Annotated in this window: 14 protein-coding genes; 10 read left to right on the top strand and 4 right to left on the bottom strand. The window is 58.2% G+C overall.

Features of this window, described 5'->3' with window-relative positions:
- Positions 1 to 22 precede the first annotated feature (22 nt).
- A complete protein-coding gene (locus tag BLR08_RS25735; RefSeq protein WP_072336760.1) occupies positions 23 to 1420 on the top strand; it encodes a GerAB/ArcD/ProY family transporter in 1398 nt (465 codons plus the stop codon).
- Between the two features lie 7 nt (positions 1421 to 1427).
- Here the strand turns inward: BLR08_RS25735 and BLR08_RS25730 are convergent, their stop codons facing one another.
- Positions 1428 to 1805, bottom strand: a complete 378-nt coding sequence (locus tag BLR08_RS25730) for a hypothetical protein (RefSeq protein WP_256257773.1) — start codon at positions 1803 to 1805, stop codon at positions 1428 to 1430.
- A gap of 117 nt (positions 1806 to 1922) precedes the next feature.
- Between BLR08_RS25730 and BLR08_RS25725 the strand changes: the two genes are divergently transcribed.
- The 3 genes from BLR08_RS25725 to BLR08_RS25715 all read left to right on the top strand — a co-directional run bounded on the left by BLR08_RS25725 (position 1923) and on the right by BLR08_RS25715 (position 4335).
- On the top strand, positions 1923 to 2930 hold the full coding sequence (locus BLR08_RS25725) for a M23 family metallopeptidase (RefSeq protein ID WP_072336763.1): 1008 nt from the start codon (positions 1923 to 1925) through the stop codon (positions 2928 to 2930).
- Between the two features lie 5 nt (positions 2931 to 2935).
- Complete coding sequence (locus BLR08_RS25720; RefSeq protein ID WP_072336766.1) at positions 2936 to 3394, top strand: bactofilin family protein; 459 nt, start codon at positions 2936 to 2938, stop codon at positions 3392 to 3394.
- A 131-nt stretch (positions 3395 to 3525) separates the two neighbouring features.
- The gene (locus BLR08_RS25715) at positions 3526 to 4335 is read left to right on the top strand and encodes an HAD family hydrolase (protein ID WP_072336769.1); all 810 of its coding nucleotides are present in this window, start codon (positions 3526 to 3528) and stop codon (positions 4333 to 4335) included.
- Here BLR08_RS25715 and BLR08_RS25710 read toward each other — a convergent pair.
- Both BLR08_RS25710 and BLR08_RS25705 read right to left on the bottom strand, forming a co-directional pair.
- On the bottom strand, positions 4325 to 5905 hold the full coding sequence (locus BLR08_RS25710) for a DUF4153 domain-containing protein (protein ID WP_256257774.1): 1581 nt from the start codon (positions 5903 to 5905) through the stop codon (positions 4325 to 4327). The genes BLR08_RS25715 and BLR08_RS25710 overlap by 11 nt on opposite strands.
- Positions 5877 to 6320, bottom strand: a complete 444-nt coding sequence (locus BLR08_RS25705; RefSeq protein ID WP_072336772.1) for a hypothetical protein — start codon at positions 6318 to 6320, stop codon at positions 5877 to 5879. Before BLR08_RS25705 ends, BLR08_RS25710 begins: the two co-directional genes overlap by 29 nt.
- A 184-nt stretch (positions 6321 to 6504) precedes the next feature.
- Here BLR08_RS25705 and BLR08_RS25700 point away from each other — a divergent pair, with 184 nt between their 5' ends.
- The 6 genes from BLR08_RS25700 (at position 6505) to BLR08_RS25675 (ending at position 16063) form a co-directional block, all read left to right on the top strand.
- Complete coding sequence (locus tag BLR08_RS25700) at positions 6505 to 8307, top strand: ABC transporter substrate-binding protein (RefSeq protein ID WP_072336775.1); 1803 nt, start codon at positions 6505 to 6507, stop codon at positions 8305 to 8307.
- Between the two features lie 59 nt (positions 8308 to 8366).
- Positions 8367 to 8882: a hypothetical protein gene (locus BLR08_RS25695; RefSeq protein WP_072336778.1), complete on the top strand. Its 516-nt coding sequence runs from the start codon at positions 8367 to 8369 to the stop codon at positions 8880 to 8882.
- Positions 8883 to 9245: 363 nt separating this feature from the next.
- Complete coding sequence (locus tag BLR08_RS25690) at positions 9246 to 11081, top strand: PAS domain S-box protein (RefSeq protein ID WP_072336781.1); 1836 nt, start codon at positions 9246 to 9248, stop codon at positions 11079 to 11081.
- Positions 11082 to 11583: 502 nt separating this feature from the next.
- Positions 11584 to 13641 (top strand): methyl-accepting chemotaxis protein, encoded by a 2058-nt coding sequence (locus BLR08_RS25685; RefSeq protein WP_176835608.1) that lies wholly within the window; start codon positions 11584 to 11586, stop codon positions 13639 to 13641.
- A gap of 268 nt (positions 13642 to 13909) precedes the next feature.
- Positions 13910 to 14482, top strand: a complete 573-nt coding sequence (locus BLR08_RS25680) for a thymidine kinase (RefSeq protein WP_072336787.1) — start codon at positions 13910 to 13912, stop codon at positions 14480 to 14482.
- A 147-nt stretch (positions 14483 to 14629) separates the two neighbouring features.
- Positions 14630 to 16063, top strand: a complete 1434-nt coding sequence (locus tag BLR08_RS25675; protein ID WP_072336790.1) for a hypothetical protein — start codon at positions 14630 to 14632, stop codon at positions 16061 to 16063.
- Here the strand turns inward: BLR08_RS25675 and hisC are convergent.
- A complete protein-coding gene (gene hisC / locus BLR08_RS25670; RefSeq protein WP_371117712.1) occupies positions 16060 to 17217 on the bottom strand; it encodes a histidinol-phosphate transaminase in 1158 nt (385 codons plus the stop codon). The two genes, BLR08_RS25675 and hisC, sit on opposite strands and share 4 nt — an antisense overlap.
- Between the last annotated feature and the right edge of the window lie 110 nt (positions 17218 to 17327).

Genomic DNA, 17327 nt, shown 5'->3' with positions numbered 1-17327 from the left:
TGGGAAAAGGAAGTGCTTTTCCGTGTCCGCAAACGTACAGATCATCGGCCAACGACAATTCGCCTGGCTTATCTGCTCGCTGCTCACAGGGGGCGGGCTGCTGAGCATTCAGCATGAAATATTCCGGATAGCGAAGCTGGACGCCTGGATGACCTACTTGTTTCCCATGATTTACGCCTTGTTAGTCGGTTATGTGCTGACGAGGCTGGCCATCCGCTTTCCGCGCAAGCATCTGTTCGAGATCAACAGCATCGTCTTCGGCCGTTTCTTCGGCACATTCGTGAATGTGGTCATCCTGCTTCACTTCTGGTTCATCTTGATGCGCACTACGAAGACGTTCAATCAATTTATCGGGACGACTCTGCTGCCTAACACGCCTCCCGGTATTTTGATCATGCTCTTCATGCTGCTGCTGCTGTTCTATGGAAAAACGAGCGTTGAGGTGGTGGCTCGGGTCAACGAGTTGTTCTTCCCGTTCTTTCTCCTGCAGATTCTTCTGTCGCCGATCGTGCTGTCCAACGAAATAGACCGTCATCTCATCCAGCCGGTGATGACGCTGGATATGACGAATTACTCTTTCTCCAGCATTCTTGGGATCGGCTGGTTCGGCGATATTCTCGTTGCCGGAGCTTTCCTGCACACCTTATGGAGTTCCGGGCAGCTCCGCACTTCCTTGCGCCATGGCATCATTTTGTCGGCCGTGCTGCTGAGTCTGTCCATGTTCATGCAGTTGGTCGTGCTTGGACCTGTCATTCCCGGCAATATGATCTATCCTAATTACAGTCTGGTGCAGCATATCCATATTACCGACTTCCTGGACAGGGTGGACCTCTTTATTCTCAGCATCTGGTATCCAATAACGGCCTGCAAGATCATCCTGATCTATCTGGCCTTCCTTACCGGCATCGCCAGCCTGTTCAAGCAACGCGATTACTCCGTCATCAATTCACCTATCAGCCTCTTCCTGCTGCTGACGACGTTTCTTGCGTTCCGCAGCACGACCGAGGTGCTCAGCTTCGAAAACTTCAGCTCGCCCGTCATCGCGCTCAGCTACCAGCCTTTGCTTCTGATCATTCTGATGATCGGGGCCCGCCGCTTCCCCATAACCAAGGAGACGGAGCATTCCCCGAAAGCAAAGGAGCAGGGACGGCAGGGTGGCCGGGGCGGGCGCAGGAACGAAGTCCGGGAAGGCTGGCTGGAGCGGAGGCCCCCGGCGGTTTGGGGGCTGCTGGGCAATGGACTGCTTGCTCTATGCGTGATCCTGTCGCTTATGGGGTTGGCGCTGGGGAAGAGCTATGCGCTCGCAGGCATCCTGTGCGCCTCCGGGTACGCGCTTTGTCTGCTGATCGCTTTTGCAATCTCGCAGATCGAGCTGAAGCAGACGGCCAAGCTGAATCCAAGACCCCCTTCCGTCCGGTAGCAAGCGGCTATTCCAGCTTCTCCAGACTGACAATCTGCCCGAAGGGGATGAGCATCAGCAGCTCTTCTTCCTCCTCCTCGCGGGTGACAAGCAGCTCGACGAAGTCAAGTCCGCTGCGCACCAGCTTTCCTTCGAACGCGCCGGCGTATACCGTACGCACGATGGCCGCTGCTCCGGTCGCTTCGTGCGGAACGCCGAGCAGCACGATTTCCTGCAAGGTATGCGGGATGAAATACTGGCTGCCGACACGTATGAACCGCTTGCCTGCCTTCTGCAAAACTTCGGGTCCGCCGGCGAAGCCCGGCGCTTGAACGGCCGCCTCATACCCGATATGCAGAGCAAGCCGTTCCCGCAAGGTCATGCGGCTTGTTTTCAGAAAAGACATCGATATCCCTCCAGGACCAACATAGTCGTGTTGTTTCCAAGTCTATGTACGCGCCGGAGATTTCTTGACTGCCCAAGCAGTCAGGCTAAGAAAGAAAATGGATGAAAGGAAGACATCATGAACTTCAAGTGGTTTCGAAGCAAGCTGACGTTCCTCATCATTCCCGGTGCGGACGAAAGCGTGGTACGCTTCAAGCTGTCGCGCGGAGTTGTCTGCTGCGCGCTGCTCTCCGCCCTCCTGGCGGCAGGCTCCGCCGCCTGCCTGCATATCCGTCATCTCAGCTCCGCGGCGTCGACATTCCATCGCACGAGCGAGCTGAGCGGCAAAGCCGTCAAGCTGGAGCAGGCTCTGCAAAGCAAAGACCGCCGAATCGAAGAGCTGCAAAGCGAGGTGTTCGCCCTGTCCAGGCAGGCTGCCGAGGTCCGGATGCGGATCGAGGCTATGAAGAAGCTGGAGCGCGATCTGCATCAGCTTGCCCCCGGCGCTCTGGACCGGAACGCGGGAGAAGGCGCCGCCGCGCTGCCTCTTCCCGCCTCCCAGGTCTTTCTTGGCATGGGCGGCCCCAACTTCCCCGCAGAGCCCGAGGATACGATCCGCATCGCCGCGGCGACAGGCCATACGTTCACCCTGCTGGAACGCGAGATAGACCGCATCGCGACAGGATTGTCGGATTCCCGAAGCCGGCTGCTGGAGAAGCGGGAGCGGCAGCGGCGCACGCCGAGCCTGTGGCCGACCGTCTCGCGGATCGTTACTTCGAGCTACGGATACCGGGAAGATCCCTTTACCGGGAAGCTTAGCTTTCACAGGGGCATCGACATCGCGGGCAAGCTGGATGATCCGGTGTTCGCCGCCGCCAGCGGAGTCGTGCATCAGGCAGGCTACGACAAGCTGCACGGCCATCACGTTATCGTCGAGCACAGCAACGGCTTGCGCACGTGGTACATGCATCTGAACCAAGTAGCCGTCACCCAAGGGGAGCAGGTGGAGCAAGGACAAACGATCGGCGGACTCGGAACAACCGGCAGAAGTACCGGCCCTCATCTTCATTATGAGGTGCTGCTGGATGGGAAAAGCACCGACCCGCGCGTCTATTTGCCAAGCAAACAGATAAGGAAGGAAGGATAATTGTCATGATCGGATTGCGGAAGAAAAGCAAACGCCAGCCGCGGATGGGCAGCGCCGTGACCCTCATCGGCGAAGGCTGCCGGGTGCAAGGCGAGCTCATGAGCGAAGCGGATTTGCGTATCGAAGGAGAGTTCACCGGGACGATTCATGCAGCCGGCGAAGTAGCGGTCGGCGAGCGGGGCGTGCTCCGCTGCCGGGAGCTGCAAGCGAGAGATGTAGTCGTGGCGGGCCGGCTGGAGGGCTCGGTGCAGGCAACCGGCACAGTCCGTCTCACTTCTACGGGCAAGCTTACCGGGCGGTTGTCCGCAGGGACGCTGGTCATCGAGCCGGGCGCCGTGTTCGAGGGGCAAAGCTTCATGACCGGCGAGCGGAAATCCGCCCAAGCGGATATCCCCGAAGCGGACGGGCTGACAGCGGCAAGCGAAGGCGGCGAGAGCGGCATATCCGCCTCTGCCGCCGGCTGAGAGCCGCAGCGGAGCAAGCCCGGATAGCGCCCTCTGCCTGCGCTTCGCCGTCTCCGGGTGCAGCGCTGACGCAAGCCGTGCTATAATGAAAGGCAAAATGCGACAGCGCAAGCGACAGGAGATAAAGCCTTATGATCAAGCAAACGATCCTTTTCGATATGGACGATACGTTGATTCATTGCAATAAATTTTTCGATATGGTGATAGACCAATTCGCCGACCAGATGGAAGCCTGGTTTCACGGCTACCATCTGTCGATCAGCGAAGTGAAGAAAAAACAGGCGGAGCTTGATCTGAACCGGGTGCTGGCCAGCGGCTTCTCGCCCAGCCATTTTCCCGAATCGTTCGTCGAGACATATGATTATTACTCCGACCTGACCGGCCGCCGCAAAACCCAGGCCGAAATCGAGCGGCTGACGGAGCTGGGCTCCTCGGTATATGGACACAGCATCGAGCCTTATCCGTATATGGAACAAACGCTGAAGACGCTGGCGGCGGAAGGACATGAGCTGCATCTGTATACCGGCGGGGATCCGGCCGTCCAGATGCGCAAGATCAAGGAAGCGGGGCTTGAGCGGTTTTTCGCCGATCGCATCCACATTACCCGCCATAAAAATACCGAGTTTCTGGAAGGCATACTGAGCAATAACGGCATGGACCGCAGCCGTACCTGGATGATCGGCAATTCGCTGCGGACCGATATGATCCCCGCCCTGACCTGCGGGATTCACGCGATCTTCATGCCCGCAGAGCTGGAATGGTCCTACAATGAGGTGGAAGTGACCGTTCAGCCGTCGGGCGCCTACTTCACGCTTTCTTCCCTGCACTTGATTCCCGAGACGATCAAAGGATATGTGGAAGGGAACCTGCAAGTCCCGGATACCGGCCTCTCCTCTTCCCCTCCGGCTGCCGCCGAGGAACCGGACGGCTTCAAGAAGTAGCCGCCTCCGCCTGCAAGTCCCGCCAGGCTCTCCACTTGGACAAGTTGAACTCCGTCCAGGCCGGAGGGCTTTTTTTCTCCAGTCTGCTTCGGAACTCCTGCAGCGCCTCGCCCGCCGCCTCGGGCCGCCTGCGGTTCAGCTCCAGAAGATGAGGCACCGCCTCGTAGCCGAGCGAACTCAGATAATCGGCGTCCAGCACCCCCGTCTGCTCGTAGCGGACTACATTGTTTTTCACGATCATCGCGTCGATGCCTATATAGTTCACGATGATATATGAGGCGACCGCTGCGATCAGATAGCTGCGCCCGAGCGGGAGACGATCGCTCCACAGCTTGACAAGCGCCAGGATGAACAACACGAGCAGGAAGATCATGAAGGCATGCACAAGCAATCTGGCTATCGTATAGCCGTAGGCTTCCTCATACATGGACAGCCTTATATAGGCAGAGCTGAGCATAACGCCGGTGCAGCCGACGAGCAAAGCCAGCAGAGCGCGCAGCCAGGTCCAGGCGGGCGGGGAAGGCCGTTTGATGCCGTACAGCGCTCCGACCAGCACCGACAGATTGATCAAGGTGACGACCACCAGCTCCGCGAAGCCTCTGCGCGCATAAGCGGCGTAGGTCACGCCTTCGGGAAGCTCGGCCGCGCCTCCTCCAAAAAAGTAAGAGAACTGAATAAAAACAAACAGCAGATACACGCTATTGAGCAGGATCAGCATCGTGGCGGCTACGGTTGCGTCCATCCTGGGTGCTGCGGTCCGGGGCCGCACATAGGCGGCAGGCGGGCCCGGGTCCCAGGCCGCCGGCGCGGACGAATCGCTTCCTGTCTCCGGCGGCCGAGAGCCACCCGCCGAGGACTGTTCCTCCTGCCCCCGGTAGGCGGATGGCATGAGCTTGGGCCGCAACAGCCCGGCTATATATGCGAATAAGCCCGTCATGATGAATAGCACCCAAAGGATGCGCATGACGGCCGTGAACACATCGACGCCGTTCAGCAAATCAGGCAGCAGCCGGATCGAGCGGCTGAACATGGCATCCGCCGAAGCGAGCAGCCACAGCACGGCCCCCAGCAGAGGAGCGGCCAGCAAGAAGCCCAGCAATACTTTGCCGAAGGCGCGGGAGCTTCCTTTGCCAAGAAGCGAAGACAGCCAGCCGAACACGAGCGCCGCCGGCCGCGGCACATACAGCAAAGACTGGACAAGAACCTGCTCCAGCAAAGAAGCGAGCGGATTGGGCGGCCGATCGGCGCGATAAGCGGTTGTCGTGTGCTGAACGATAAGCAGCGGGATCGCCAAAGCGTTCAACACTGCGAATACCGGATTCGTGTACAGCGCATAGGTAAGCGACAGCAGACCGATCGGCAAAAGCCAGATGGACGACCGGTCGGAGCGAAGCTCCCTGATCCCCGTCCCCGCGGTCCAGAGGAGCAGCAGATAGAAAGCAAGCACGAACAACGGGAAGGATATTCCCCAGCTCCGGTCACAGAAAAACAGATAATGCAGCAAGCCGCCGGCAAGCGATCCCGCAAGCAGCCGGCGTTCGCTAAAGGATGAAGCCGGCGGCAGCGTCACTGTGCTTCCCTCCCGTTCCAGCGCTCGGCCGTCTGTACGGACGCGGCGCTGCTGTTCTCAGCAGAGCCAGCATCTGGCGGCCCATCGCCCGCAGCCTGCCGGCGTGCAGCGTCAGCACGGGCAAGCTGACGGGAACGTCAGCGTCAAGCTGCGCTTCGTACTGCGACAGCATGCGCAGCTCCTGCAGCAGCTGGGCCGGTGTCCGGCTGTACGCGGCCCAACCGCGAAGCAGCTCGCCCCCGCCTGCTCCGGCGCCCTCCAGCAGCGATCCCCCCGCCAGCTTCCCGTAGCCCAGGCGGACCAGACTCCAAACCGCGCGCGCCAGCTCCTCCTTGGCGGAAGCCGCGGACAGCTCGCGTTCGGCCTCCATCAGCAGCTGGTCCTCCCAAGATATCGTTAACGATATGGCAGACATGAATATCTCCTCCCGTTGATTGGATAATCGAATATAAATTGGTTTATTGGCATCGTCGACTGACAGTGACCGCGGTTCCATCCGCCTATAGATTCTATTGTAGCTTGCAAAATAGGAATAAAAGATGTAACTTTTGATTCATGAATTTCGTATTTTCGAAAATTCCGAACGGGGAGGAGATTCGATGAGATTATCCTCGCACTACATGCGCCTGCGCCAGCTTTATCCGTATGCCTCCTTGGATCAGGAGCTGACCGTCACGCTCGGCGAGCTGGCGGACGCCTTGCAGTGTACGCACCGCAACGCGCAGCTGCTGATGAACAAGATGCGGCAGCAGGGCTGGCTCGACTGGGAGCCGAAGCGCGGCCGCGGCAGCAGGTCGTCGCTCATCTTCCGCTCTCCCAGTGAGGACATCGCCTTGTCTGTCGCCAAGGAGCTGGTCGAACACAAGGACCTGCGCGGAGCGCTGGAGCAGCTGAGCCTTTTCTCGCCGGACAGCGCGGTGAAGGAAACGTTTCACCGCTGGCTCGGCGGACAATTCGGATACTCCAGCGAGGTGCAGAACAACAAGCGGCTGGATACCCTGCGGTTCCCGTTAACGCAGCAGCTCCAGTCCCTGGACCCGGCCACCATCCACTTCACGACGGAAGCCCATCTCGTGCATCAGCTGTTTGATCCGCTCGTGCGCTACAATCGGCTGACGCAGACGATCGAGCCTCATCTGGCCCATGCCTGGGAGGTAAGCCCCGACCGGACCGTGTGGACCTTTCATCTGCGCAAAGGGGTTCTGTTCCATCATGGCCGCGAGTTGGCTGCGGGCGATGTGACCTATACCTTCGAGCGGCTGAAGCGGCTGGCCGGAGGCGCCTTGTACAGCTGGGTCCACCGGCAGGTCGAACGGGTCGAGGCCGTCGATCCGATCACGGTCAGCGTCCGGCTGCAAGAGCCGAATGAGCTGTTTCTCCAGTTTGCCGGCACGAACCGCGCTTCGATCGTGCCGGCGGACCGCTGCGCCGAGCTGGGCGAAGCCTTCGCCCTATCGCCGGTAGGCACAGGTCCCTTCAAGCTGTCGCACCGGGACGATACCTTGTGCATTCTCGATGCCTTCGCCCCCTACTTCCAGGGCCGGGCCCATCTGGACCGTGTGGAGCTATGGCATATTCCGGATTTGCAGAAGCAGGACTACGACCGGACGCTGGGCAGCTTCCAGGTGCTGCATAATTACCGGCTGCCTGACGAGGCGTCGGACGCCTGGCAGCAGATCCAGCAGAAGGGCGCAACCTGCCGGTTCCTCACCTTCAATCTCCTGAAGCAGGGGCCTCTGCTCGACCCGGGCGTGCGGGGCCTCGTTATGGCCGCCCTCGACCGCGCCAAGCTGCTGGCTCGCATCGGCGGCGATGCCGTCGGAATCGCCGACAGCTTCCTGGCCGCCGGACAGGTCCCCGGTGCGGAGTCGGCCGCTATGCCTTGCCGCTATGGGACGGCGCGCATCCGGGAGCTGGTGAAAAGCTGCGCCGGCTATCGCGGCGAGCGGCTTCGGCTCTGCACGATCACGCAATATGAGGAGGATGCGCTGCATGTCCAGGCGCTGCTGCAGGAGGCCGGCTTCGCGTGCGAGCTTCAGCTGCTGTCCGCGCAGGAGTTCAAGAGCGAGCAGCGGCTTCACGCCGACCTGCTGTTGTTCTCGCTGATGCTTGATACGGATGTCGAGCTGCGCTTGTTCGACTTGTACACGAGCATGCAGCGGCATCTGGAGCCATCGGTCAAGCAAGCGGTCGGCTCCCTGCTGCGGCAGGTTTTGCTCGAGCCGACGGAACGCGGACGGGCCGAGCTGCTGCAGCGGATCGAGGGGCATCTAAGCGCCAAGCGGGTGCTTTGCTTCCTCTACGAGAAGCGGCTGAAAACGATCTATCACGCGTCGGTCAAAGGCATTTCACTGGACGCCCTGGACTGGGTGCCGTTCAAAAACATCTGGCTGCGGCCATAGGCCAAGCCTTCCGCGCATATGTATGGTAAGAGCATGCATGGCGAAAGGAGCGGAGAGCATTGGCCAGACCGACCAAATTGATTTATAAAAATGACAAATACGGCTTTATCCTGCGATTCCCCTCGTGGTGGAGGCGCTACTGTGTCATAAGCAAGCGGCGGAAAGACCCGGACAGCGAATATGAGCTGCACTTTCGCTTCAAATACAAGGGAAAGATCTATGACGATATTTTTGCTATCCTGGTCTATCGCATGTCCAAGGAGGAGTGGGTACGGCGAGGATACAAGGATTCCCCGCTCACCTATCTGGGCGCGTATGACGGGCGCGTCTTCGCCGCGCTCACCCCGGAGGAGCTTCCCTATGCGTTCGTCGATCCGAAGACCGGCGATTACGACTATAGGAAGTACGGTACCGCGATCGGGCTGCTGAAAAGAATGGTTAACCGGGATGTGCCTGCGCTTGTCAAGACGATTTCATTCCCGCGCAAGCAGATGACCCTGGAGTCCATGCCGCTGCGATCCCGGCAAATTTGCGGCTGCCGATTGACGAGGCGGACTCGCAAGCGCAAGACTTGAGAAGCACAGGACAACTGGCTTGAGCCGCAGGCAGAGCTTGCCCCCCAAGCCGCCGCTTCGATATCCGACCGCCCGGCTCCTGGAAGGAATGAGACCGTGCAGCGCTCTATGCGCCGCACGGTCTATGCGCCCCCAGGCAGGCTGCTAATCCCCTCCGAACCCCCTTCCCTTCCGAAGCTTTTCGCCTATTTTTGACAAAGCCCGACTTGTCCCGTTCTCCCGCTTCCTATCGGATGCTGTCGACATAAAACATCCCGGTTGCCCCCCGCAAATTTTGTGATGATCCTCATGCAGCCCAGCAGGAAATTGTAGATTTTTGACGAATGTTATTGACATATAGCAAATAATGGAGGAACTTCTGGCATGAATGACCGGTTCCGTTCTGAACAAATTACCCGAAGACTGCAGCTCGAAGGCAGCGCCAGTCTGGAAGAAATGCTTGTCGAGCTTTCTCTCAAGCACTTCACCAGCTCCCATGCGGGAGCGTTATTGCTGGATAAAGAATGCAATCTGGTCATCGCCGGAGAATCGCTGTCCAGACAACTGGGCTACAGTCCCGAGCAGCTGCAGACCATGAATCTGCAGGCGCTGCTGCATCCGGGAGAGCTGCTGCTCGGCATGCATCATCTGAGCCAGCTGCTGAGCGGACAGCTCCCGCGCTACGAAGCCGAGATGCGCTGGATCAAGGCGGACGGCGAGGTGATCTGGATGAGCGTCAACGCTTACGGCCTGCAAGGGCAAAATCATTCTCCCGCCTACCTGTATATGCAGACGCAGGACATCACGCAGCGCAAGCGGCTGGAGGAGCAGTCGCGCGCGGCTCTCTCGCAGATGAGTCTGCTCATGGAGATGCTGCAGGATGCTTACATCATGCTCAGCCGCAGCGGCGATTTCGTCTATGTGAACAAAGGCGCCGAGAAGCTGCTCGGACACAGCCGGGACGGGCTGCTCGGGCATAATCTGCATACGGTATTGCCGGAGTGGATCAATTCCGGGTTCTACAAGCAGTGCATGCGCTCGATGGAGGACGCCACTCCCCTCTTCTTTCCTTATTACTTAACGATGCTGGGCAAGTGGCTGGAAGTATCCTGCTACCCTTCCAAGGCAGGTCTGTCGATTTTCATGCGCGACATTACGGCGATGAGGGAGCAGGAAGAGACGCTGAAGGCTGTCAAACAGCAGCTTAACTCCATGATCGAGCATACGGCCGACAATATCGCGATATTGGACAACGAATGCCGCCTCGTTCAGGTCAATCGGACGTTTCTGAAGACATACGGCTACACGGAGCAGGAGATTATCGGCTCCCGGCCTCCCAACGTGCCTGATCATCTCTGGATCGAATCGGAGCTGCTGTTCAGGCAAGGATTGCAGGGCAAGCAAATATCCGGCTTCGAGACGAAACGCCGGCGCAAGGACGGCACGCTGCTGGATATGAGCTTGACGATCTCGCCGGTGGTTGGCCTGGACAATGAGATTACAGGCATCTGCATCATCGGAAGAGACATTACCGAGCGCAAGAAAACCGAAGAGCTGCTCCGAAACTCCGAGAAACTGTCCGTAGCCGGCCAACTGGCCGCCGGGGTCGCCCACGAGATCCGCAACCCGCTGACGGCGCTCAAGGGATTCACCCAATTTATGAAAGCGGGCGCCCGGTATAAGACGCAGTACCTGGATATTATGATCTCGGAGCTTGATCGCATAGAACAAATCATCAACGAACTCCTCATCTTGGCCAAGCCTCAAGCCGTCACCTTTCAGAACCGACCGCTGACGCCCATTCTCCATCATGTGCTGTCACTGCTCGAATCCCAAGCCAATATGACCAATATCGAATTCCATGCGCAAATTCCCGACGAGCTTCCTGCCGTGCACTGCGAAGAAAATCAGCTCAAGCAGGTATTCATCAATATCCTCAAAAATGCTATGGAAGCTATGAGCTCCGGAGGACGAATCGTCATCTCGGCCGTCCAATCGAGCCCAAGCGCCCTTACGATCCAGTTCGCCGACGACGGGCCCGGCATCCCCGCAGACGTGTTGAACCGGCTGGGCGAACCTTTTTTTACCACCAAGGAAAGCGGCTCCGGCCTCGGCCTTATGATCAGTCAGAAGATCATCACCGAGCATAACGGCTGCTTGAAAATAGAGAGCGAGCCCGGCGAAGGAACTGTCGTGCAAATCACACTCCCTCTTACATAAGTGCCTGGAGCCGGCGGACATTCCGCCGCCGGCTCCTTGAGAAAAATGCCTGACGCAGCCTTTAGATGGGCAAAAGGACCGGCAAATGGTCTGTTTGGCTTGACTAGGAGACTCCGAGTTCCGTTTCAAATGGCATTTCGGCCGATTGCATGCGCTTCGGGCGGATGAGTTCCGCTGCGCCCCCTGCTTCCGCAACCTTCCTTTCCGGAAATATTAAACCTGTTATAACGAGTTGGAAAAATCCTTTTATGCTTTCGTTCTGAGCGCATGTTCAGATAGGCGCAGAAAGACCGTCCGGATTTCGCCGGGTCTTGTTCTCATGCGCTTCGCCGCCGGCGCCTCCCCTTGTCTGCATCCGGACCCCGGTGCGAAATATGCCGAAAGCGGGCCTCAAATTTCCCGCCCGTTTTGTCGATATATGTCATGGATAAACCGACATAACAGACGGGGGATGAGGCTATTGACCTGGTTCACAAACAGAAGACTGGGAGTTAAATTAAGCATGGCTGTAGGGGGTGTCATGCTTCTCGTATTCGCGCTGCTGATAGGACTGAACTTGCATCAGCTGTACACCGTCAGCTTGGCGAAAGGCGAACTTGAAGCCCATGCGAAGGGCCAAACGTTCGTGGCCGATCTGGAACGGGAAACCTCCGTTATCCAGTCGGATCTGCTTCTTCTATCGGAGACGATGCAGAGCATGCGCGAACAAAACATGGCAAGCCGCGACTATGTGGTCGGCCTGCTGCAGCAGCATCTGTCTTCCCAGAATGGCCTGGTGGCCTTGTATACGCTGTGGGAGCCGGACCAATTCGACAACCAGGACCGGCTTTATACGCAGAAGAGCGTTTATAGTGACGCTTCGGGCCGCTTCATGCCCTACGTCTATCGCTCGGACACCTCGATTCAGATCGAACCTCTCAATGACTTCGAGAAAGAAGGCAGCTACTATACGCTGACGAAAGCCAATAAAAAGCTGACCATCATGGAGCCCTACCTCTATCGGATCAACGGAGAGGATGTGCTGATCACCTCCATCCTGGTGCCCTTGCTGGATAAGCAAGGACAGTTTCTCGGTATCGTCGGCGCGGACATGACGCTTGATTCGCTTCAGCAGCGCGTAAAAAAATCAAGCGAGCCTTCTTCGTATGTGACTATTCTCAGCGGTACGGGAACCTACATCGCCCATGGCACCGACGACCAAAAAGTGAACGTCCCGTACGGCGATCGGCAGGAAAAGATCGATCTATGGAACGGCGTCAAGAACGGGGTCATGAAAGCCTATTCCTTGAATCCCCAAGGACTGCCGGTCGGCCGAATCTTTGAGGAAATCAAATTTCATGGAAGCGATCAATCCTGGTTTGTGGAGACCGTGGTGCTGAAGGATGAAATTATGTCCACCTTCAACCAGGTGCTGCGCTCCTCCCTGCTGCTGGCCGCCGTGTCCTTGATCGCGATGGCTCTGCTGATCTACGTGGCGATGCGCACGCTTGTAACGCGCAACCTGAACGAAGCGAACCGGATGCTCGGCGTGATGGCGGCAGGCGATTTCACCCAGCAGATGACCGTCCGAAGCCGGGATGAGTTCGGCCAGATGGCCGAGCATTTCAATCACATGCTCGGCTCCCAGCGCAAAATGCTGAACATGGTCTCCGACCTGTCGATGTCAGTGGGAGCGACAAGCGAGCAATTGGCCGCCAGTGCGGAGCAGACCGGACGAGCCGCCGAGACGATAGCGGAATCGGCGCAAAGCGTAGCCGCAGGCGCCGAGCTGCAGGAGACGCAGTCGAAGGAAGCTTCCCGCGCCATGACCGAGATGGCCGTCGGAATCGGCCGGGTGGCGGAATCCTCCTCGGGCGTCACCGAATCTATCCAGGATGTTGCCCGGCAAACGAAGGCGGGAAGCGACCGGATTCATCAGGCTATCCGTCAGATGACAGCCGTGCAGGCGGCCTCGGAGCAATCCGAAGCGGCTATCGCCCGGCTGCAAGTCCTCTCCGTCGAGATCAGCTCAATCATGGGACTTATCTCGCAGATCAGCATGCAAACGAATCTGCTGGCGCTGAACGCCGGCATTGAGGCCGCCCGGGCAGGCGAGCATGGACGCGGCTTCGCTGTCGTGGCCGGCGAGGTTCGCAAGCTGGCCGAGCAGACGAAGGACGCCGCGGTTAAGGTCGAGGAGCTGCTGGATGAGATCCGCACCGATACGGATAAAGCGGCCGCAGCCGCCCGGGCAGGCGCGGACGAAGTCAGAATGGGCGTCCAGTCCGTAACGGAGACCGGGAACATCTTCGCTTCCATCGCCGGCGAGATGGAGTCTGTCCAAGGCCAGATGGAGGAAGTGTCGGCAGCTGCCGAGCAGATGTCGGCCGGCGCCGAGCAGGTGACGGCAACGGTGGAAGAGCTGTCCCGGATTGCCCAGGATGCCGCGAGCCACTCCCAGAGCGTGGCCGCCGCCTCCGAGGAGCAGCTCGCGTCCATGGAGGAGATTTCTTCCTCCTCCTCCGCGCTTAGCGCCATGGTGCAGGAGCTGCTCGATCAGCTCAGCCGGTTCAAAGTATAAACGTATCACGAGGGCAAGCCCGGCAAATGCGGACGTTCCGCTGTGCCGGGCTTTTCCATGGCTCCACGTCTTCTTCAGCGCCCTCACCACGTTCTTCTCCCCCAGCCTCGCCTCACGCCCCACGCAAATAAAAGCACCGGCCGGTATCGCGGAGAAAACCGGAGCTGCCCGCATTTTTCCACGTTAGCGCATATGCCCTGAGCCGCCAATTATGGTATGATAGCCTTCGGATTATAACGGATAACTTACATGAACGGGGTGTTTTCCATTGGCCCAGCTCTATTTCAGATACGGCGCCATGAACAGCGGCAAATCCATTGAGATTTTGAAGGTAGCCCATAACTACGAGGAGCAAAATAAAGAGGTGCTGATGTTCACTTCGGCTGTGGACGACCGCGATCAGGTCGGCTATGTGTCCTCCCGCATCGGCCTCCGCCGGGAGGCGAATCCCATCCATCCGGATACGGATGTGCTGGAGCAGGTAAGACTTCATCCAAGGAAAGTGTCCTGTATTTTGATCGACGAGGTCCAGTTTCTGAACAAACGCCAGATTCTTCAGCTGGCGGCTATCGTCGATGAGCTGCGTATTCCGGTAATGGGCTTCGGCCTCAAAAATGACTTCCAGAACGAGCTGTTCGAAGGCAGTAAATATATGCTGCTGTACGCTGATAAAATTGAAGAGATGAAAACCATCTGCTGGTTCTGCGAGCGCAAGGCGACCATGAATCTGCGGGTGGACAGCCAAGGCAAGCCGGTATATACCGGCGAACAGATCCATATCGGAGGCAATGACGAATATTATCCGGTCTGCCGCAAATGCCATGCCGAGCCCAAACTTTAAGCAAACAGCCGGACATCTGCGTATCGCGGGAAGGGCGAGAAGCGAACTTGTCATTCTTTCCCATCCCCCGCTCTGATTAGCTCCGCTCCTCCCGGTGTATAAAGTAACTAAAAGACCAGCAGATGCCGAGTGAGGAGCGATCGTGGCATGGAACGCATTCAAATCGAAGAAAAGCGGCTCGAAGCCGCTTTATTTCAGTTTATATTTCCTTTCTCGCTGAATACCGAATGTCAGAAGGACTTAAGGAAAACGCTGCTGGACGATGGCTTCATTTTCTTCTCCTTGCCCCAGAGGGAGCACGAAACCGGCTTCTACGGAGAAGGGTATCAGGTTTCCCATCCCCGGCTGGAGCGCTGCTTTCTGCCCTTCGCCAAAGCGATGATCTTCCCCCAGCAGCCAAGCCCGCATTCTTTTCTGCGGTTCTCCAAACGGATGAATCTGGACGCTCGCATGAGCTCCGAGCACTCCGACTGGTCCTTCCGCATCCATGCCGCAGACGTGCTGCATTGTCCGTTCGATATAGGCTTTATTACGCTGCGGGTCGAACTGGAGATGCCGCAGACGCTATCGTCGGCCTTGGAGTTCGCCAGTCTTTTCCGCCGCCTGCAGAGCCTGGAGGAGGAGACCAAGCCGATTCGGCTGACGATAGACGGCTTCGAGTGCCGGGAGGTCGAGATATTTATATTCCAGGCGCTGCTCCCGGCGCTGCGGGGCTTCATCGACGAATCCGACCTGGAGGAATCCGTGTTCGAGGAGCTTCCTTATTTCGTAGACGAGCGAATGTATGTGCAGATGCTGCTGGCCGGAGCCGAAGGCGAAACCTTCACCGATGCGGATCTGTACCGTGCGGTGCGGGTGGACGGATTCAATGAGCAGGGAGAACCGCGGATCAGCGCGGTAAATAAGGATTATGTCGACCGCTTCTGCCGCAGCCATGCGTATGACCGCTGGAGCCCGACTACGTCTTACATCATCGACGAGACCTGCTTCGCCTGCTTGACCAGCGAAAACGGCCCGCGGCTCAAGCAGCTCGCGAGCCATCTGTACGGGGAGTATTATTATGGACTGCTGATCAATCTCTTTCACAAAATCGTCCTGCTCAAGCTGTCCAACCGCTACTCTCATGTCCAGCTGGAGCGGGACCCCGAGAAGATCGAAGCGCTGATCCGCGATATTACGACCTTCTCGGCCAAAAACTATTTTATGGAAGCCACCTCCCAGTCGCAGGGCAAAGAGATGTACACCCGGCTGCGCGATGCGCTGTCCATCCATACGCTGTATGAGGATGTGAAGCGGACGCTGACCGATCTGTTTAAATACCAGGAAAATTTCAGCTCCCGGCGTTCGGAATACTTGCTGCTGATTCTGACCATCTACACGGTCATAAGCGGAATCTTCGGCATGAACCTGGTTACAGACGATCTGGAGGGACCGGTGAATTTCAATCATTTCAAGGAATACTCAGTTTTCCAGCACTTCGCCCTGGTCATCATGGCCTCAGGCATACTCATCGCGCTGGGCCTCGGGATTCATGCCCTGATCCGCCTGATGGCGGAATGGCGGAAGTCCCGGCAGGATTAGCCTTCTCTTCGGTCCTCCAGCAGCCGTGCCAAGCATGCGAGGAAGAAAGCATTTTCTTCCTCCGTACCTACGCTGACGCGGATGGCATGGGGAAGTCCCCAAGCTCCGCCGTACCGGGTGATAACCCCCATGGCCATCAGCGCCTCATAGCGGCTTCCCCCCTGCTCGCCCAGCTCGATCAGCACGAAGTTGCTCATGCTGACCGTATAGCTCAAGCCGAGCCGGTCCAAGGCGGCGTACAGCTGCTTCCGGCCTGCCGTATTGACCTCGCGGGAAGCCGCCAGATGCTCGCTGTCCGTGACGGCCGCCGCCGCTGCAACCTGGGCGAGCGCGTTCACATTAAACGGCTCCTTCACCTGCAGAATGCGCCGGATCACCGCCTCCGGAGCCGCGCCGAAGCCCACGCGTATGCCTGCCAGCCCATAGGCCTTGGAGAAGGTCTGGAGCACGATCAGAGGCAGACCGGCGCGCACGAATTCCAGGCCGTCACTGTAGTCCTCCGCCGTCGCAAAGTGGGAATAGGCGGCGTCGCAGACAAGCACCGCCTGCGGCGGGAGCGCATGCAGCAGACGCTCCAGCTCCCCTCGCGGCAGGTAAGTGCCTGTAGGGTTGTTCGGAGAGCACAGCCATACAAGCTTGGTGCGCTCCGTAACCGCGGCGAGCAGCGCGTCCGCATCGTACCGGTAGCCCGGAGCGAGCGGCACGGAGACCAGCTTGGCGTCCATCAGCAATGCGCCGAATTCATATTCGCTGAACGTTGGGGACGGCGCGACGATCTCATCCCCCGGCTCCAAGAACGTTTCCGACAGCAGCGTAATCAATTCGTCCCCGCCGTTGGTGACGATCAGTTGGCCGGGAGAGAGCTCCAGCGCTTCGGCCAGCGTTTCCCTGAGCGATACGGCCTGCGCATCCGGATACCGGTGAATGTCGGGAAGCGCCGATTGAATAGCAGCCACAGCTTTGGGCGACGGGCCAAGCGGATTTTCATTGGAGGCCAGCTTGACGACCCGCTCTAGTCCCAGCTCGCGCTGCACCTCCCAGATCGGCTTGCCGGGTGAATAAGGCTTGATGCGGTCCAGTACTTTTCTCGTTCGAAGCTCCGTAGACATAAGGCTTTGGCGATCCTTTGATTTCTCCGGTTTGGCAGTTGACATGGCAGCTGCTCCCTCCCTATTTACTTTATCACGATAATGAGATAGTACACTAACGCGTTATTAAAGTAAAGTATTTTCTGTAAGTTATATTCGCTATTTGAATGCGTGAA

This window comes from Paenibacillus sp. cl123, assembly GCF_900101595.1.
Lineage (GTDB): Bacteria > Bacillota > Bacilli > Paenibacillales > NBRC-103111 > Paenibacillus_G.
The sequence above is the reverse complement of the archived record's forward strand: the minus strand, read 5'-3'. Positions and strand labels throughout refer to the sequence as shown.